General features: G+C 46.9%; 16 protein-coding genes. 8 read left to right on the forward strand and 8 right to left on the reverse strand.

Features of this window, described 5'->3' with window-relative positions:
* Positions 1–20 precede the first annotated feature (20 nt).
* A complete protein-coding gene (locus K9W43_03560) occupies positions 21–554 on the reverse strand; it encodes a hypothetical protein (protein MCF2136295.1) in 534 nt (177 codons plus the stop codon).
* A 157-nt stretch (positions 555–711) separates the two neighbouring features.
* Here K9W43_03560 and K9W43_03565 point away from each other — a divergent pair, with 157 nt between their 5' ends.
* Positions 712–1287 carry a hypothetical protein gene (locus K9W43_03565; GenBank protein MCF2136296.1) on the forward strand — a complete coding sequence of 192 codons (576 nt, stop codon included), beginning with the start codon at positions 712–714 and terminating at the stop codon, positions 1285–1287.
* A gap of 362 nt (positions 1288–1649) precedes the next feature.
* Here the strand turns inward: K9W43_03565 and K9W43_03570 are convergent, their stop codons facing one another.
* The 3 genes from K9W43_03570 to K9W43_03580 form a co-directional block, all read right to left on the reverse strand.
* A complete protein-coding gene (locus K9W43_03570; protein MCF2136297.1) occupies positions 1650–2372 on the reverse strand; it encodes a 40S ribosomal protein S25 in 723 nt (240 codons plus the stop codon).
* Positions 2373–2500: 128 nt separating this feature from the next.
* Positions 2501–3343, reverse strand: a complete 843-nt coding sequence (locus K9W43_03575; protein MCF2136298.1) for a GTP-binding protein — start codon at positions 3341–3343, stop codon at positions 2501–2503.
* The gene (locus K9W43_03580) at positions 3343–4446 is read right to left on the reverse strand and encodes a hypothetical protein (protein MCF2136299.1); all 1104 of its coding nucleotides are present in this window, start codon (positions 4444–4446) and stop codon (positions 3343–3345) included. Before K9W43_03580 ends, K9W43_03575 begins: the two co-directional genes overlap by 1 nt.
* A gap of 473 nt (positions 4447–4919) precedes the next feature.
* Here K9W43_03580 and K9W43_03585 point away from each other — a divergent pair, with 473 nt between their 5' ends.
* Together K9W43_03585 and K9W43_03590 are read left to right on the forward strand one after the other, a co-directional pair.
* Positions 4920–7259, forward strand: a complete 2340-nt coding sequence (locus tag K9W43_03585; protein MCF2136300.1) for an EAP30/Vps36 family vacuolar-sorting protein — start codon at positions 4920–4922, stop codon at positions 7257–7259.
* A gap of 55 nt (positions 7260–7314) precedes the next feature.
* Positions 7315–8109, forward strand: a complete 795-nt coding sequence (locus tag K9W43_03590; protein ID MCF2136301.1) for a hypothetical protein — start codon at positions 7315–7317, stop codon at positions 8107–8109.
* A gap of 13 nt (positions 8110–8122) precedes the next feature.
* On the opposite strand, the gene K9W43_03595 is transcribed toward K9W43_03590, so the two are convergent.
* On the reverse strand, positions 8123–8428 hold the full coding sequence (locus K9W43_03595; protein ID MCF2136302.1) for a hypothetical protein: 306 nt from the start codon (positions 8426–8428) through the stop codon (positions 8123–8125).
* Positions 8429–8521: 93 nt separating this feature from the next.
* Here K9W43_03595 and K9W43_03600 point away from each other — a divergent pair, with 93 nt between their 5' ends.
* Entirely contained in the window at positions 8522–10303 is a 1782-nt protein-coding gene (locus K9W43_03600) for a glutamate--tRNA ligase (GenBank protein ID MCF2136303.1), read from the forward strand.
* A gap of 89 nt (positions 10304–10392) precedes the next feature.
* Positions 10393–11142, forward strand: a complete 750-nt coding sequence (locus K9W43_03605; protein ID MCF2136304.1) for a hypothetical protein — start codon at positions 10393–10395, stop codon at positions 11140–11142.
* Positions 11143–11159: 17 nt separating this feature from the next.
* Here the strand turns inward: K9W43_03605 and K9W43_03610 are convergent, their stop codons facing one another.
* The 3 genes from K9W43_03610 to K9W43_03620 all read right to left on the reverse strand — a co-directional run bounded on the left by K9W43_03610 (position 11160) and on the right by K9W43_03620 (position 15541).
* Complete coding sequence (locus K9W43_03610; protein ID MCF2136305.1) at positions 11160–12740, reverse strand: hydantoinase B/oxoprolinase family protein; 1581 nt, start codon at positions 12738–12740, stop codon at positions 11160–11162.
* Positions 12740–14770 carry a hydantoinase/oxoprolinase family protein gene (locus K9W43_03615; protein ID MCF2136306.1) on the reverse strand — a complete coding sequence of 677 codons (2031 nt, stop codon included), beginning with the start codon at positions 14768–14770 and terminating at the stop codon, positions 12740–12742. The genes K9W43_03610 and K9W43_03615 overlap by 1 nt, the downstream gene beginning before the upstream one ends.
* Before the next feature lie 138 nt (positions 14771–14908).
* A complete protein-coding gene (locus tag K9W43_03620; GenBank protein ID MCF2136307.1) occupies positions 14909–15541 on the reverse strand; it encodes a hypothetical protein in 633 nt (210 codons plus the stop codon).
* A gap of 296 nt (positions 15542–15837) precedes the next feature.
* On the opposite strand from K9W43_03620, the gene K9W43_03625 reads away from it, so the two are divergent.
* From K9W43_03625 to K9W43_03635, 3 genes are all read left to right on the forward strand, one after another.
* The gene (locus K9W43_03625) at positions 15838–16965 is read left to right on the forward strand and encodes a THUMP domain-containing protein (protein MCF2136308.1); all 1128 of its coding nucleotides are present in this window, start codon (positions 15838–15840) and stop codon (positions 16963–16965) included.
* Positions 16966–17065: 100 nt separating this feature from the next.
* A complete protein-coding gene (locus K9W43_03630) occupies positions 17066–17302 on the forward strand; it encodes an NFYB/HAP3 family transcription factor subunit (protein MCF2136309.1) in 237 nt (78 codons plus the stop codon).
* 56 nt (positions 17303–17358) lie between these two features.
* Complete coding sequence (locus K9W43_03635) at positions 17359–18060, forward strand: DUF2334 domain-containing protein (GenBank protein MCF2136310.1); 702 nt, start codon at positions 17359–17361, stop codon at positions 18058–18060.
* The last annotated feature ends 315 nt before the right edge of the window (positions 18061–18375 follow it).

An 18375-nucleotide genomic window follows, 5' to 3' on the forward strand; every position in this document is an offset into this window, starting at 1 on the left:
TGTCGAGTATGGTTTCGGCATCAATGCTCTGTTCGGTCAGCAATGGTGCCTACAACATCATGTATCTCATAGATTCTTGGGCGTCTGCTAGGTACTAGTCCAAAATCACCAAGTAGGCGATCAAGCCATCCACACTCTCTAGTGGATATCTTCTCTCGTATAGACAAAAAACCTAGGTACCGGTCTTCATGGTTCAGTCGGTCATCATGATATCTCCCTATGTATGCACGTTCGAAGGCAAGATACACAGCAAGGCCTCTCTCCAAGACATCGCAATCGGTCCGATATTCGGCCTGTTGAGTATCTCCTACAACTGGATGGCTCAGTTCGTGTGCAAGAAGGCCGATGATTGCAGGATCCGGCCAACGCATGACCTCATTATTGATTCTGATTCGGAGCGATTTTGATCCTGTTGACCACGTGGCATCTCCGATGGCTCTAATTCGTCCTGTACAAATTGATATCGACCATTCTGTTAATTCGGGATAGCAGCAGTCTGCAATGTCCCTAAAGCGTGAAAAAACCGACTTGGTCGAGCGATGCCATCTGATCATCAAACAACTGATTGGGCACACGCAAATGAAATTTACTGTAAGACGAAGACTTTTTTGCTCTTCTTATAATTAGCATTTATTCCATGCACATCACGACAAAGGTTAAGAATAACTCGAAGAATACAAAGGTAAGGGCCTAAGCGCTAGGTGACTATTCATGGACCTAAACATTACTGAGATACTTGAGCAGTTGAAGGCAATTGAGAGTTTTGCCAGTAAAGTGTCAGAGACCAAAAAACTGGCGGATCAGCTTGCTGAGAACTTCGCACGCATGAAAGAATCGATCAACAGTGCAATGAATCAAGCATTTGGTGAGATTGCAGATCAAATAGAGCAGCTCCGGCGTAATATGGAATCAATGGAGAGCGTTCAAGCAGCATCCACAGGAAAATCTGCTCCTGCGACACCTCAAGCTCCGCCTCCTAAGCCAGAGCCAACACCCCCTCCTGAGCCGCCTAAGAAGACAGAGGCACCTCAAGCTCCGCCTCCTGAGCCAGAGGCCGCATCTGTTGACAGTGCTGCAGCTGGAGAAACAGCAACCTCACCTGAGCTTGAAGTATTAGAGCAAAAGTTGGACAAGCTCAAAGCGGCATTGACTGATCTGCGCTTTGATTATATGCGCGGATATATTCCCGAAGAGGAATACAAGCAGAAAGAGTCTGACCTCACAAAGCAGATTGAAGATCTTGAACGGCAGATCGCAGATCTCAAGAAGAAACTAGGCATCGCATAAGTGTCAATGATTTATTGTCCTGTGTTGCCGCTTCTGCATTCAAGTAATGCTGGTCACTGTCCGTCACGCGCGATCGTGACGGGCAAGAGTCTTTTTTAGTGAGTATCAATCTCGCCTCATTTTTATTTATTTTGGGGTACGATTTTATCTCTGCGAAGTCATGTTATTACGAGTCATTGGATTCTTCAGGTCATGTGTGATGATCTTCAGTCAGTAGTGGTAGGTACTGGCAACATCCAAACTTGAAACTTGGGAATGCACTAAAGCAGAGTGATGAGTCGGCTTCTTTATGATCTACGCCGACTCACTTCTTTAGAGAGAGTCACCTTCAATATGAAGTGCAAAGATTACTATTGCATAGTCTATTCTGAAGACTTCTTCTTTGTGGTCTTCTTCTTGGGTTTCTCTTCGGCCTTTTCCGATTCAGCCTTTTTCTTTGTGGTCTTCTTCTTAGGCTTCTCTTCAGCCTCGGCCTCGGTCTTCTTCTTTGTGGTCTTCTTCTTGGGTTTCTCTTCGGCCTTGACCTCGGTCTTCTTCTTTGTGGTCTTCTTCTTGGGTTTCTCTTCGGCCTTGACCTCGGTCTCCTTTTTCTCAAGTGGTTCAACAATGACTTCTGGCCGACGATCCTTGGCACGTTCCTTCTTGGTACCAGCCTCGCGTCGTCGTCGCATCATCTTTGATGGTTTTACTGCGCGGATGGCTTCGGCTGCCGCAAGAGCCAATTCTGCTTCCATCTCATCAGTAAGGAATGTTTCAGAAGGTGTGAATGTTGCAACTTCTTCAAGAACATCTGATATGACAATGGGTTTGGAATCTTTGTTCTCCAGCTCGCTGGGGGTTGTATAGACAACGAATCCGCTCTCACGAATATATGGCACGATCATTCCCTGTGCTTCTTTCTCACGGAGAAGTTTACGTGCAGTACTGAGCCGAATCCCAAACCGATGTGCAATATCATACACGGTAATAGAACGGGCCTTTGAAATATAATTATCAATCTCTTCAAGAGTTTCAGGTTTTGGAATAGCATCACGAACGATCTTTTCGTGTCGTGCTGCGCTCTTTCCCCATTTCTTTTTGCTCACTTCTAGTGACTCTCCTAGTATCTTCTGTTGGGGTTCAGCGGAATCTCCCGAGTTTATCTTTTAAAGATGATGCCACGGCAGTAATATGCATTATAGATGTGACCTTGACCTGCAAATGGTTATTAATTTTATTTACTGTCGCTCTTTCCTTCTAAGATTGCTTTCCGGATGATCTGTATTAGCCGGTCCCTGTATGATATATCGATTGCCACCAGCTCATATGTGGGTATTCCTAAAATTTGACCTACTCTCTCAGGTGTCAGGGCAGTCGGTAGATCCTGTTTATTGGCAATCCCAATGATTCGTGCATCTGGGACCTCTTCTTTCACAAGGGACACCAGTTTCTTGCTTCGCAATACGTTCTCAAGGGTGCTATCAGTGACGATGATGACCACTTGGGCGTTTGCGATCATCTTTGCCCATAGGATACTGAAGCGTGCCTGTCCTGCGAGATCCCACAAGACGATGTTGGCATTCTCAACTTCTTCTGGTAATTTTTTGATGCTGACGCCTATTGTTGGGTCGTGAATGAGTGGTAAGGTTTCACCACGCAACAGGTGTAATGTGGTTGTCTTACCGACCCCCGCATATCCGAGGATGGCCACCTTGACCATGGTGACAGCGATCTCGTCAACCTTCTCGTCAAAACCGGTGAGCGGTTGATTTGCGGCTGCAAGATTTGCAAAGTCTTTCATAAAAACCGCAATAAGTTGACCGAATCGCTCTTCGATTTGAGTCATGTCATCTGCCTTGTCTGCAAAGATGATGAATGTGAAAGGTTCTCGTGTCGCATAGAAAATTCTCCATGATCCAATATTCATGTGTTCGATACTTTCACCAATCTGTACTGCTTGGAGAAACTGGGCGAGACTCACAAAGAACTCGATAAAGCTATCTGTAAGGCTGTTTTCAGAGTACTCTTTTGAATACACCATGCTTAGACTGTTAAGGATGTAAATTCCCCTGATCATTATGTCTCGCTCCAAGTCTCAATGAGGAGTTCAAGATATCTTCCTACTATGTCCTGCCCTATTTCCTTTTCGGCGAACCTTTGTTTGATAATTGGCAGTGCATACTCCGGCATGAATGTTTCTATTATTGGGTCCGACACCAAGAGCCAATAGCCGCTCTTAGTACTGATTGCAACTCGTTCGGCCTCAAGAGTCCACAGGATCTTGTTTACCACCGATTCTGGTAGTGCCGTCTGTGTGCAGATCTCCTTTAATTGCATTGGTCTAGTCCGAAGTTGGTTCAGTACTGCATACGTCAGGTTCTTAGAGAGGAGCGCAGCCAACTTTTCTCTGTCTTCAATAATTGGTGCGTTGGGGTCATCTGCCGGGAGAGTCGGGTTGTATCCCTTGGCTGGAGGGTCTGGTGAGAAGAATTCTTTCACACTATGCTTATACGACTCATAGAGCTCGGGTAAATTCTCTTGTGTATACCGGAGCGCCTCGACCGGTGGCGATCGGAATGCAAAAACATCTCTCAGCAGAAAGACGACCTCCTTTTTCTCAACGGCCTCGACACGTACAATGTCTGAGGCCATTAATGGTCTTATTGCTCTAAGGATGTCAATATCTTCTGTCTGAACCTGGTTTCTCAACCACACCGACAGAGCTGCTGAGCGATCAATTCCTTTCTCTTGAAGGCGTTCGAGTAACAAGAGTGAGGATGGAGTCAAAAAGATACTTGCACACATTTGTTCTGGTGCGGGTTCTGTTATACCACTGCGATTACGAATGATGTCGCCGATATCTAATAGATTGGGATCTTCTACGGCAAGTTCAAGCATGAGCCGTCCCATAGCTGAAAATTCTTCCTGATTGGGGCCAAAATCTTCTTCCATTGCAAGAACAAAGCAGACAAGCCACCCCGGATGCTGTTTTGTTCCGAACGTGACCATTCGTTTTTCTTCTATTTCGTGAAGCTGTAGTTCTACTGACCCGCCCTGAACATGATTGTAATAGACAAGGTTCAGTAGTTTCTCATTTAGACTGAATGTTGAGGGATATCTTTTTGCTACTAGAAATCCCTGTTTGTCATCGAAACGGATTACGAATACTGCGGCTGGCATGCAACGCCCCAATCTAGTCATGTCCCCTATACCATAAAACTATTCCGTGTTACGTCTATAGTATCACGATGTTACTCTGTGATGCTGGATGCATACAATTCCCTTTTCCTCATCAAGTATCCAGCAATATTCGCAGACCAGACTTCCGCAGATCCCACATATACAAATATGCTCTTCATTGGAGGTTATCTTTGAGAGTGTAGTGTTGATGAAATGGTCTTCGCAATAGGCTCTCCCGCACCTTGAACACTGGACTACTGCTTTTTGCCCGCACGCCTCACATTCTAGTGACTGTGGCAATTGTACAGTTGATGATGGTGGTGGCTCTTCTTTGCCTGCCCACAGTTCTCTACAGGTGTCCCTTGTGCAAGGCCCGATCCCCTTGTACTGCCCGCAGAACTTGCAGTACGGATTAAGGATATCTTGTTGAGTCGGGCACATCATTACGCACTATTTAGCTCAACTCAGAAAGTGTGAAAAGGCTTACCTTCATCTTCAATATGGGATTCATGATGGGCCCAACGACAACTGACTCGATTGTACCGATGACTGCAATTCGTACTCTGGATGTGGCAGGGAGTACATCTCTTGAGCAGGCCATTCCCGAGGACTATACATTGGCATCAATTGTTTTCAAGGCGCTGGCTGAAAGAGATGGCCGTGATATTCAGTTTATAGTCAAAGCATACCTTCCGATTCGCATCACGAGTGTGCCAAGCGCTAAAGGAGTTGTAATGACCGAGCCCCTTGGGCTTGTTTCTGAGAGGGTGCCAGTTCCTAAGATCTCTGACATCTCAAAGTTTGCTGAACAGGTCGGGACTCTCCGCGATCCGCAATCCGCAATGCGTCTTCTGAAGGATATTACTTCTCAGCTCGAGCGATTTGATCTATCCAATGATACAGCAGTTCCGGGGCTCTTATCTGGTAATCTTCTCAAAGCAGTTGCTCAATTGGCCCGATGGCCAAGTAGAAAAGATGTCGAACCATATGCGGTCATGTTGCAAGAGGCTGTGGGTTCAGAAGCGATGGAAACAGCTCTTACAACAGTACGAGATTGTTTCTCGGCATTTGAGGCAATTTCGATCATTGAAAAACTTCTGGTGCAAGTTGTCACAACAGTATCGGATATTATCACAAAAGCCCCTTCTATTATCCAAGGGACTGTCACCAAACTGGAAGATCGAATTGCTCACATTGAGCGTGATATAGAGTATCTGGAATCACGATTACAGGCAACATCCCCCACGAGTAAAACGTACGATGAGATTGCACTCAAACTTCAGGCACGACGAAAAGCACTTCTCAAGGATAAGACGCGCCGTTCTGATATCCTCACGTCTACGGACGACCTATCCAAGACCCTTGAGGCGGCTGCGGAAGACTTCAAGCAACGCGCAACAAATGTTCTAGATTCTTTTCATGTACTTCAAGGGTTGGCATCATCCATAGTATGTCACGAACTTCGTCTTGATGATAGTACCACCCGGACTCTCATGTTCCCCCTCATAATTATTGGATATAGCCGCAAAGGGGTTCTTGAGACTCGTGTAGTTCCCCCTCTCAGATTCGTGAATCCTGCTCAACGTGCTGGTCGGCGACGCGATTTTGTCGATCCCTTCTCTTCTGCAGAAGGCATCTTCATGGAACTGATGAATCGAATCGAGTCCCGAATTGATAAAGATGTTGCATTAATGAAATTTATTCGAGATTCAGCAGAGTCATCCAATATCCTCTCTGTCAAATTCACCCGTCATCTTCTTCGGGATGGAGCAGATCTGTTACGTGCTGATGGTCTTGCATCGAAGGCGGCGGTCAAGAATCTCACCGAATTCCTCTCCAAGTTTAAAGAGCGTCATCTTGCTGTGACCGATGCGACCATTGTGACAGGATCCACTTCAACCTGTGAGGTCAGATTTCAGATTACTGATGAGCAGGGGCATCCTATCTCTAATGCATTATTGACCCTTGGTCCGATGACCGCCCGTTCCGACTCGCAAGGTACTATTCGACTCTCTTTGCCTCGTAGCAGCTATTCCGGTTCAATCGTGGCTGATGATTTTAAGGAACGCTCGATAGAGCTTACCCTTCGAAACCCTGGAGAGTACAGAGTACCCGTCATAATGAAGCCACTTGATCCCGAAGAACTACTTGCTCGAAGTATCGACACATTAGAACGTCGAGCTGAGCGCATAGCTGATATCCGTAAGCGACTGAGTATAGCTTTTGAAAAGCACGGTGATACATTTCTCAATGTCCCCTCTTATCGTTCTGCCCTTGCTGATCTTCTCCGTGAGATGGGCTATGATCCTGATGTGTGGATTGATCAGGCAAGACGTGAGAGCGGCATGATGCAGCGTTTTCTCAAAGGGGAGGCTCGTGCAGATGATCTGCGTCGGATAATACTGCGTATAGGCGAGGACACTCATGATAGTGGTGGCATCATGCTCTTCTCAGAGCTCCTTGTCAGATTGGATCAGTTGGGCTGGCATACGACACCAACTGAGGTCGATGACGTTCTGAAGGCATTGACTAAAGAGGGTATCATTCAAGGCCTATCGACATTGGAGAGTGGGACCAAGATTGTCGGGTTTGTTCCTGTTGCACTCACGGATGATCCGCGTGATGTCCTGACATTAGCTGCAAAGAACAACGGACAGCTTACGATTGAGGACATTGTTGTTGGTCTTGGTTGGGCGGAGAGTAGAGCAAAAGTTGTGCTTGATCTCTTGGTGGAGCGAGGTGTGGCCAAGATGCAGAGAAGCTATTCCAAGAGCACTCAATACTGGTTCCCGGGACTTCGTAAAAAGAGATAAGACCTACAACCACATAGACTGATTCGGATATTTCCTAGATATTTGGTGGAATCTCATGAATCGCCTATCACATATGATGTTTGCACTGTCTCTCTATGTGCTCCTCTATTCCCTGATCTTTGGGTATAGTGTCTGGTCATCTGATGTTGGTCGCCTCACCCAACTGCTATCGTATTTCTTAGCAGGTGGTGTGATCCTTATGATCATAACCGTTCCAATTGCCTACGTTAAGGCTCCACACAAAGATAGTGCTACGCGAACAACAAGCAATAAGGGTGCTATTAGTGCTCTCTCGTTCGTCTTCTTCAGTATTGGATCCCTTGGTGGTTCGGGATACTATATGTGGACAGCTGGTATCCCCATAGTCGGATCCCTCTCCCTAACAATGGGCGCACTGATTATGATTCTTGGCGCTTTGGTTCCTGACTGGGACATTCCTCTACTGGGCATATCCCGGCATCGTAACCTTGTCTTCCATTCGGCAATACTTCCTCTACTGATCACATTCATGACTCTTGTCAATGTCACACTGACCATCGCAGCAAATCTTTCCTTCCAAGTTGGTGTGCAACTCGAGTACTATATCACAGCGTTATTCCTTCTTGGATATGCAAGTCATCTGTATCTTGATATCTTCCCGAGCAGCTCAAGTCCACTTGAGATCGTGTGGCGTGCGTCTGACCCTCATAGCAAGGCTCCCACTGGTATTCGCTCATTTGGACCATTCAAAATTTCCAATAATGCTGCAAGAGGCTGGTTAGTGATGAATGCCTCGATTTTAGTAATTATTGCATTCTTCCTCATGGGATTGTATTTCTACAATCTCTTTGCTCTACCACCATCTCCATGAAGTCGAGGTGACTTTACCAGTCAAAGTCGTCACTACTCTCTTCCTCAAAGTCGTCTTCAAAATCAATAGCATTGCCTCGAGTAGGTTCTTCCTCTTCGTCCTCATCGTCCTCAAAGAGAAAGGTTTCGGGATCAACGTCATCTGAGATCTCAATTTTGGTGCGTGCTTTTTTCGATGCACGGGCACGTGCTTTCTCTATTTCTGGAGCCAGACAGACCGAGTCGTCAGGATCAAAATAGGGACATTCAGGACAACATTCCCCTTTGTGGGTGCAAGTGCTAAATGCAGGGCAGAGTGGACAACACTTGAGCTCCGACAATGAATACACACCTACGATGCGATGATGTGATATAGCTCCGCAAGAACTCCAAATAAGGCTTCTCCAAGTGAGCTATTTTTAGAGAACAACTCTGTGGTCAAAGTTAAATGGCCTCTGACAAAGGTTGTCATGGAGCTGGTATACGTGTCAGACCTCGAGCATGAGATTCGCAAGACGGTTTTAGAGAATGCTGTAAAATATGATGGTATCCCCAGTGCAAAATCCGTGATGAACGCATTACTTGGCTCTAGGGTGGAACTACGGAAGCGCGCCAAGGAAGTAAAAGAGATTGTGACACGCTTGGTGGATGAGATTGGTGCCATGCCGCTCGAGGAGCAGCGCGCAGAGCTTCAACGGATTGCACCTGAGTTGCTTGAGCGCCCGGAGGTCGTTGTCAAAAAGAGTGGTGAATTGCCCGATCTACCAAATGTCGATCAATGGGATAAAGTCGTGATGCGTCTTGCTCCATTTCCATCTGGTCCATTACATGTTGGAAATGCTCGGATGGTCATTCTCAATGATTACTATGTCAAGCGGTATGATGGCAAACTCATTCTAGTCTTTGATGACACCATTGGGTCCGCGGAAAAACAGGTTGAGCCTGAGGCGTATGATCTCATTCCCGAGGGGCTTGATTATCTTGGTGTCAAATATCATGAGATAGTCTACAAATCGGATCGGCTCGACATCTTTTACGATTATGCAGTTGATCTCATTAAACAGCAAGAAGCCTATGTATGTGACTGTGATCCCAATATCTGGAGGACTGAGCATAAGGCAAAGGGCATTCCCTGTGCATGTAGAAGTCTCAGTGTTGAGGAGAACTTGGCGCGTTGGGAAAAGATGCTTGACGGGACCTACCCCGAACGTGCCGCGGCAGTGCGACTGAAGACTGGCATGGACAACCCTGACCCCGCCATGCGTGATCATGTCATTCTCCGGATCTCTGAGACCGACCACCCACGAGTCGGAACCAAGTATCGTGTCTGGCCACTGCTCGAATTCTCGTGGGGGATTGATGATCATGATCTTGGTATCACGCATATTATTCGTGGCAAGGATCTTGTGAAAGAGGGAAAGATCGAACAGCACATCTGGGACATCTACGGGTGGCAGCATCCCGAGCTCTTGTATTATGGGCGTCTTAGATTTCAGGATGTCAAACTCAGTAAGAGTAAATCACGAGTGGAAGTCCATAGTGGTGTCTATAGCGGGTGGGACGACCCACGCACGTGGAGTCTTCAATCACTTCAGAAACGGGGTATACATCCTGATGCCATTCGTAAGGTGATGTTGGATCTTGGTCTGAGTATCGTTGATGTTTCATTCTCGATGAAGGCCGTCTATTCTGAGAATCGGAGACTACGTGATGCTGATGCACCGCGTTATTTCTTTGTTCACGATCCTGTCTGGCTTGATGTCAAGGGACTGCCCTCTTCGATCCATGAGGCGACACCTCACGTTCACCCTGACTTTCCGGATATAGGCGTCCGCCACATTCCCATTGTCAGAGACAATGGTGATGTAGTCCTTGGAATTCAAGAGACCGACTTTAACAAGATTGGTGATGGTGGCCTCTTCAGAATGAAGGACCTCGCTAACTTTACTCTTCATCAAAAAGATCGGCTGGCCGAGTTTCATAGCAGGGACGTGGGCGAGATACGAGCCGCCGGAGGTTCAATTATCCAGTGGGTGCCAAAAGAGGGTACTGTACCAGTCGAGCTGTTGATGGTCGATGGTACTGTCATAGACGGTCTTGCAGAGCCTTCTATGCAGAACGTATCTGAGGGTGTCTTTCTCCAGTTTGTCCGATATGGTTTTGCCCGGATCTATGAGACTGGTGATACTATCAAGGCCGCCTTTGCCCACAAATAATTCTGCTCCCCATACAATTGCTGGTCTTATTCATATGTCGCCGAATAGCACAAATATCCCCAGTGCCCGTTGTTAACCTGTGAGTTACCATGGCAAAAAAGAAGAAAAAGAAGGCATCTCTCTCGCCTTCTCTGTTTAAACTGACCGGAGCACGTGCTAAATTAAAGATTATTGATAAAAAGCAAGCCACCTATTATTTTGCCACAAAGATTAAGCCTGAAAAGGCTGCTAAGATGGCTCGCAGCGACGGCGCTGAGATACTTGGTGTTTCTCCAAGTGACGTGACTGTTGGCAAGCCTGCACTCAAATATGACTTCTATAGTACGTACTCTGCTGAACTCGAACTCAAGTTCCTTCGACCCCGGATGCAGGAGATTGGTGTCAATGATGAGGTGGCAGGGGTCTTGGTTGGGAAAGAAGTCGAGATGCCCACTAAGGGTAAGGAGATTCCCGGCAAATCTATCAAGATTACTATGGTCGAACTCTTTACCATCAACCGTACCGACTCTCTTGTTCTTGATGGTGTTACAGGAGCACCTGCACGAAGTCTTGAAAAGATGTTAAAGGGCCCTGGTAAGAAACGTGCATCTCCTGCCTGGATCAAAAAGGCCAAGGTGACCCCTGGCAAATACAATTCGATCGCAAAGGTCGTTAAGGGTGTTGCCAAGATGGCCGGGAAAGTTCCTAAAGAGGCCAAACGTGTAGTCGAACATACATTGACCTTCACCAAGCTCATTGGCTTCTATGTGCCGACATACTATGTCAAGGTGTCAGCGGGAGAAAATTCCCGTGTCATGAGGATTAATGCTGTAAATGGGAATGTTGCAATCAAGCTCTAATTATTTTATTTCGAGTTCTATTCTATCCCTTGAGGAGTGCCCCAACCGCCTCCTCCAGGGGTCTCTATTCTGATTACTGCTCCCGCAGGTGCCTCCACTGTTGATTTTGCTTGAAGCCGATATTCTCTACTTCCAAAGATCAGCACGTTATCTCCTGGAGCCCCCGGTGCGCCTCCATTGAGACCCCATGGACTGCTATGTCTACGTTCAGACTGGATTGATATTACCGACATCGGCGCCAGTACCTTGATCTCTCGAATGATCCCGTCGCCTCCATTCCATTCCCCGATACCTCCACTGCCACGCCTGATTGAATATCGTAGTACTCTCAAAGGGTATGAGGACTCCAATGCCTCGATTGGTGTGTTCAGAGTATTGGTCATGTGAGTATGAATCCCACTTGCACCATGGGCTCCACGACTTGCACCAGCCCCTCCTCCAATGGTTTCATAGAAAGTAAATTGACGACCGGTTCGCGGATCACTACCTCCGATTGTGAGATTATTCATTGTACCTTGGCTTGCAGCGGGTACTCTCTCAGGGATGATTTTCGCAAGTGCCCCAAACACAGTGTCTACTATTCTCTGGGTGGTCTCAACATTACCTGCGGAAACCGCCGCTGGATATTCGGGATTTAATAGAGAACCTGAGGGTGCCTTTACATCGATCACTCGCCAGCATCCCTCATTGGTGGGTATGTCATTCCCAAAGAGTGTGATGAACACGTAATAGACAGCAGACACGGTAGATGCATAGGGACAATTGATATTTCCAATAACTTGTTCAGCCGTCTTGCTAAAGTCAGCTCGCACTTTCCCTTTTTTGAACTTCAGTTCCACCGATATGGGTATTGACCATTCACCTGCGCCATCGCTGTCCATATAGTCTGTGAACTCTGCCACTTTTCCATCGAGATGTTCCAGTTCCATTCGCATACGTTCGGCAGAGTAGTCACGAAGCTCCTCAAACGTGTCAATGACCGTTTTTCCGCCATGCGCTACCATGGCCTCATGAAGCCTTCTGCCACCAACAATGTTCGCTGCTATCTGTGCAGATAGATCCCCCAGTCGCTCATCTGGTGTGCGTGTCTCTCTGAGAAGATCTGCAATCCTCTCTCTTTGCAGAGTGTCATTTTTTACTATGATTCGCGGCTCGATCAACACACCCTCTTCAGAAATATCGGTGGACAATCCAGGCATTGATCCGGGGCTGATCCCTCCAACATCTGCATGATGTGCCCTGTTCGCAGTGAATGCTATTCTCTCGCCATCTCGATAGACTGGAGCGATAAGGGTCATATCTGGGAGATGAGACCCACCATGAAACGGATCATTGACAAGTGCCATAGTGCCCTCTATGAGTTCATCATCCAATTCTTCTATGCATGACCGGACCGACAGAGGCATTGCGCCCAGGTGTACTGGGATGTCCTTTGACTGTGCCACCAGTCGTCCTCTCTCATCAAAAATGGCACAGCTACAATCGCGGCGTTCCTTAATGTTTGGACTAAAGGCGGTTCGTCGCAATGTGCTGCTCATCTCGCGCGCGCACGAGATGAGTGCGTTCTTGATGACCTCAAAAGTAATGGGATCCTCCATCAGTCTTGCAGCCTCCTCATAAATAGCGTACCATCTTTTCTCTGTGTTCCGTCCCAATCCGGACCAATGTATATGGTCGTGTCCACCTGCTCGACGATGGCTGGCCCCAGAATGCGTTGGTCCACTGCCAGTTGATCCCTTCTATAGATGCTCGCATCGACATCGCTACCATCAGGAAGGACAAGTTCTCGCATCGAGTACGGTTCACCCTGTTCCGAATTAGAATGGATCAGGTCCGGTAGTGTACTCCATCTGGAAACTGCGACGGCCCTTGCCGTCACCCATTCGACTGGTCGATTCTTCATTTGGTATCCATACATGTTCTCATGAGAACTCTCAAAATGTTCTCGTGAGAACTCCAACAGATTCTCTCCTCTAAACGGGACATGGATCATCAGTTCGTGAGACTGTCCTTGATACCTCATGTCTATACGCCATTCTATGATGATGCTCTCCGGAGGTGCGCCTTGTTGTTCTAGACTCTGCTGTGCATCACGTGATAGTTCCTCAAGGGTTTCGACCAATATCTTCTCATCGCCCTGATCCCCGTGGAGCAGGATTGTTTTCATGAGGTCTACCCGAAGATCTGTGCAGAGAAGACCTAGGGCCGAGGTGATTCCCGGGAAGGGAGGTACCAAGATGCTTCGTATTCCCAGTGCCTCGGCTATGTCCACGGCCTGAGTTGCACCCGCCCCTCCAAATGGGACAAGAACATAATCACGGGGGTCGTGTCCTCGTTCGACAGTGACTTCTCTGATGGCCTCCATCATATTGAAACTTGAAATCTTTATAATCCCAAGTGCGGCCTCTTCCATGTCCATTCCAAGTCCTTTGGCAAGACGCCCAACTGCCTTCCTTGCATGTTTCATACTCAGTTCGAGTTTTCCTCCCAAGAAGTAGTAAGGGTTCAGTCTTCCAAGTACCAAGTTGGCATCTGTGACCGTTGCGTCCATTCCCCCCAGATTGTATGCAGCCGGACCTGGATCCGCTCCTGCGCTCTGCGGACCAACATGGAGAACGCCTGCCTTGTCGATCCATGCGATACTGCCACCACCTGCGCCAATCGTCTTCACATCGACCGATGGTATTCTGAGTGGCATTCCTCCCACATCATTATCTGCACGGACAACTACTCCACCATCTATGGCGCTGATGTCACAACTGGTGCCGCCCATGTCCAATGAGATCAACTGTTGGATTCCTGATCTCCGGGCTATCTCCCATGCGCCCATCACTCCTCCGGCCAGCCCAGACAGTGCAAGTCCTATTGCATGGCCTCTTGCACGAGAACATAGTCGAGTTCCCCCGTTTGACTGCATCACGGTGAGTCTTGCCCTTGGGCAGACTTCTCTGAGTCTTCGATCAAGTCGTTCCAGATATCCAAGAACAACCGGCCCCAAGTATGCCTCCACTACAGTTGTGGACACTCGCTCGAATTCTCGAAACTCAGGCAAGACCTGTGATGATGCTACTACATACTTGTCGCTTAGTCTACTCAAGCTCTGAAGGAGTGCAAGTTCATGTTCGTTATTTCGAAACGAGAACAGTAAGGCAATAGCTACCGCCTCTGGATCCTGTTCCTTTACGGAATTGAAGACCCGCTCAACCTCTTCACGCGAGAGGCGGGTGATAATCTCCCCTTCCGGACCCACCCTCTCATGAACACCGACTCTATGAGCGCGATCAACAATTGGTTGAGGGCGAGATGCATTGGGTGAGTATATCTCCTCTCTATTCTGACGCCCGATCTCAATTACATCCTCAAGCCCTTCTGTTGTGATCAGTGTGACGCTTGCCCCTTTTCGCTGAAGCATTGCATTCGTTGCCACTGTTGTTCCATGCACAACAAGATCAATATCGTCACCAGAAAATCCGTTTATCTCTAAGATCTCTTGGATTCCACGAACCACAGCTTTTTCCTGTGCATCTGGGGTGGACTGCACCTTATGGACCATGTAACGACTTGGGTTATCGCAGACCATTATGATGTCTGTGAATGTACCTCCAACGTCGACTCCGATGACGTTCATTTGACCGCCATCTTTTCGATACCCTTCCTATTGATAGTTGTTTTGATTCATCATGAATTCAATTTCTTTTTGTCACCCTGAGTCGATATATTTCTTGTTTCCCTCTTTTCACACAGGACCACCAACGACCCTATTCGCTTATTGCCGATCCTTTGGCCAAAGTAAGCTCTTCTCCACATCAATCGGAATTGGTTCTTTGATTTCACTCTCATTGAATGCCCAAAATACAGCCAAGTGGATGTTGTGATCGGGCCACCAACCCAATTTCTTTATCCTTTGTTTATACTTTCTCAATTGATCTACAGCCGATTGATATTTTGGATTCCGAAAAATCTCATGAGGCTGTACTCGGTCCTTGACCTCTATGATCCAAATGTCGTCATTGTATTGAAAGATGAGATCGCAAAACATTTTTTTCCAGTCTTTCTTCTGATAAGTGATCAAGCCAAGCTCTGACCAAATCATCTGAGGTTTTTGCCCAGTCCAGTCAGTTGCATGACTTGCAAGATAGTTTCTTGCCATGCTCTCAAGTAGGTAGTGTTCACTGTAATTATTACCTCCAGCAATTAAATGTCTAAACCAATCTCCAATGGTTCTAGCTCGAATCATGACAAATTCTACATCAGAAGTATATTCCAGTTCCATTATCCTGTCCTCTTTTGGTAAGACCTCTATTTTCGTTTTAAGACTATATTGTCTATTACTCTTTAACTCCTCATGAATATCTGTTCTTTCGCCAACACGAAACATTCCCCTCATCGCATCTTTCAACCACTTCCAGATAGCCTTATGCAAATTAGAGTCATGAAATGTCAATAAAGCAATATTTATTTTTAAAGGTTGAAAGTATTACTCATACCATCGTAATGCGTATTAGTTTAGATTTGGATGATGATCTCCATTTGTGGTTTAATGCGAGATAACTGATCATGTCACCATTGAGTTTACAATCTGTAGAATGCTGTCAACAGTCATGATGATGTAATGCATCAAGCAATTAAATATTATATATTGTCATGTCACAATGCTTTATTGGCCTCCTATGTTTACCAATCGCGTGTTGATTGATGACTATAGAATATTCGGCTGTCCTTGTCCGCTATGGTGAGATTGGTATCAAGTCCCGTCAGACACGAAAATACATGTCTCATCTTCTTGCCTCTCAGATTACCTCTGCTCTGAAAGAGCATACTATCTCTTTCTCAAAGGTACGAACCGAGTTCGGTCGTCTGTTCGTCATGACTGATGATGCAAGGCGGGCTGCTGAGGTCACAGCACGAATCTTTGGTGTGGTCTCTACTTCACCGGTCGTTGTCACTGAGGCCAAGTTCGATACCATCTTGGAGACCGGTCTTGATCTGGCCCGTCAATCATTTCGTCCAGGGCTCTCCTTTGCTGTCGGTGCAAGGCGTCTGGGATCTCACACCTTCACCAGTCAAGATGTTCGGCGTAAATTGGGCGAACTCATTCTCTCACAACTTGACAATCTCCATCTCACGGTCAATCTCACAGCACCTCAGCAGAGTGTCTATGTAGAAGTGCGAGAAGATGTGGCCTATCTGTTCACTGAGACCGTGGATGGTGTTGGTGGCATGCCTACAGGTTCTCAAGGAACTGTTGTCTGTTTGATTGATGGATCCCTTGCCTCATTGGTGGCGTCTTATCGTGTCATGAAACGTGGTGCGATCCCTGTCTTTGTTGTGTTCGAGGAGTCAAGTGCAATACATTCTGCTGTTGCAAAGCTTGCTTCATATATCCATGGGCAGTCTGTCAAGAAGTACGTTCTCTCTCTCCCCCGGCAGATCAAAGAATTTCAGGGGCCTGCGTCCGAATCTCTCTGTATCATCTGTCGGCGTAATATGATCAATGTCGCAGCGGAGATTGCGTCGATCGAAGACGCTGATGGAATTGTCACCGGTGATGTTATTGGAGTTCCTGCTCAGACTATTGCCGCACTGAAGCACATCCGTGAAGTTCAGTGCAAGTTTCCAATTTTCCAACCGTGTGCTGGGGACGACTTTGAATCACTTCGCATCATGGCCCAACAAATTGGCGTCCAGTCTGATAGTGTACCCTTGTGCTCCGATTGTCAAATCGATTCTACGTATAGTGATCTTCTCAGGACGGAGTCTGAGCTTGGGCTCCCCTCTGCAAAAGAACAGTTAGATACGGCGCGAATTGATGAAACAATTTAGACACCAATCAGTTCAGTTTTGGATAAAAGCAAATCTTTTAATACTCAATAGCCGTGATTTGCCACTATCCACGCTCATGTGTAGATCATGGTGATTTCTCATGCCACGTTCACGAAAAGATAGAATCATTCCTGTAGCACCAATTGACCGGTTAATTCGAAAAGCTGGTGCAACCCGTGTCAGCGATAAAGGTGCAGAACGGCTCGCTCAGATCTTAGAAGAGGTCGGTGAATTTCTCGCTCAGAGTGCCGCTGAGATCACCGAGGTGTCCGGCCGCAAAACAATCACCGAACGCGACATCGATGTGGCTTACAAGCATTGGCGTCGTCGACTGTAATCATCAGTTCCCCTAACTCGTTTGGGGGATTCAACCCGTATCTTGCAGGTGATTGAATGACTAAAGTAGAGGGTGTGCCGGATGGAATTGCTCTGCTCTCAGTACATGAAGTCACTCCTGCATTTGAGGACGATGTGGTTCGTACGTGTGATCTGCTTGATGAGCTAGGATTTGATAGTTACACCCTCTTAGTGACACCTTTCTACGGCCTCAAACGGATAAATACTTTTGAGAAGAATCCCACCTTTGCAGAATACCTCTTGGCGATCGACAAAGAACTTGCACTTCATGGATATTCTCATCTCTCTAAGTCTGGCTCTATTGACGAGTTCCGCCGGCTACCTGCTGATAAGATCTCAAACCGGTTGAAGTCTTCGGTCAGCATGTTCATCAATGCTTTTCATAGGATGCCTCGGGGTGTTATTCCCCCCGGCTGGGTCGCTCCACAAAAACTCGTGCCGCTGAGTCGAGATCTTGGCCTACAGTACTGTGTTATCAAAAACCGGATAATCCCCTTCAATGTCCCACGTCCTTTTGAGACCGTTGAGCAGATCGTGAGCCAAGGTTCTGACAAGCTAGTTTTGGGTTCCTCTCTGGTCGAGCTGGAGGTGGGAGGGTCGGTACAGATCGCAGTTCACCCCTTGGATTACAGGCATAACTCTATGTTTGAAATCCTGACCGATCTTCGCGACCGCCTTGACTACAAGTTCATGGGCTATTGGGAGTATCTCAAATCCATAGCAAGAACTACTTCGTAGTCGATTCGCACGTATTTACGACGAGTAAATATTTGAAGGTCTTTGACATGTTAATGTCGGGATAAGACCTAATCTTATCGATAAATTCAGTATGATTTTATTGGTGTCTGTCCCTTGTGAGAGGTATGTGCGGTGTTGGGGTCTCTGAGTATGCATTCGTTTGTGATTGATGATGCTGTTTGTTTCTTGCATCCTGTTTCAGAGATCCGCGCTCGTACATATGTCGATAAATCGACAAATTTGACGATTTATCGATTTCGTTTACAGAATAATCACTCAAAAGAAGATATAACCTACGATTATTCTAGTTCATAC

It is taken from the genome of Candidatus Thorarchaeota archaeon (genome assembly GCA_021498125.1).
Classification (GTDB): domain Archaea; phylum Asgardarchaeota; class Thorarchaeia; order Thorarchaeales; family Thorarchaeaceae; genus B65-G9.

What these genes read in the sequence shown, in the direction of transcription:
- K9W43_03590 (MCF2136301.1), top strand. Translation starts at nt 7,315, where the DNA reads ATGAATCGCCTATCACATATGATGTTTGCACTGTCTCTCTATGTGCTC.
- K9W43_03625 (MCF2136308.1), top strand. Translation starts at nt 15,838, where the DNA reads ATGACTATAGAATATTCGGCTGTCCTTGTCCGCTATGGTGAGATTGGT.
- K9W43_03575 (MCF2136298.1), bottom strand. Translation starts at nt 3,343, where the DNA reads ATGATCAGGGGAATTTACATCCTTAACAGTCTAAGCATGGTGTATTCA.
- K9W43_03615 (MCF2136306.1), bottom strand. Translation starts at nt 14,770, where the DNA reads ATGAACGTCATCGGAGTCGACGTTGGAGGTACATTCACAGACATCATA.
- K9W43_03605 (MCF2136304.1), top strand. Translation starts at nt 10,393, where the DNA reads ATGGCAAAAAAGAAGAAAAAGAAGGCATCTCTCTCGCCTTCTCTGTTT.
- K9W43_03560 (MCF2136295.1), bottom strand. Translation starts at nt 554, where the DNA reads ATGATCAGATGGCATCGCTCGACCAAGTCGGTTTTTTCACGCTTTAGG.
- K9W43_03630 (MCF2136309.1), top strand. Translation starts at nt 17,066, where the DNA reads ATGCCACGTTCACGAAAAGATAGAATCATTCCTGTAGCACCAATTGAC.
- K9W43_03610 (MCF2136305.1), bottom strand. Translation starts at nt 12,740, where the DNA reads ATGGAGGATCCCATTACTTTTGAGGTCATCAAGAACGCACTCATCTCG.
- K9W43_03635 (MCF2136310.1), top strand. Translation starts at nt 17,359, where the DNA reads ATGACTAAAGTAGAGGGTGTGCCGGATGGAATTGCTCTGCTCTCAGTA.
- K9W43_03565 (MCF2136296.1), top strand. Translation starts at nt 712, where the DNA reads ATGGACCTAAACATTACTGAGATACTTGAGCAGTTGAAGGCAATTGAG.
- K9W43_03580 (MCF2136299.1), bottom strand. Translation starts at nt 4,446, where the DNA reads ATGCCAGCCGCAGTATTCGTAATCCGTTTCGATGACAAACAGGGATTT.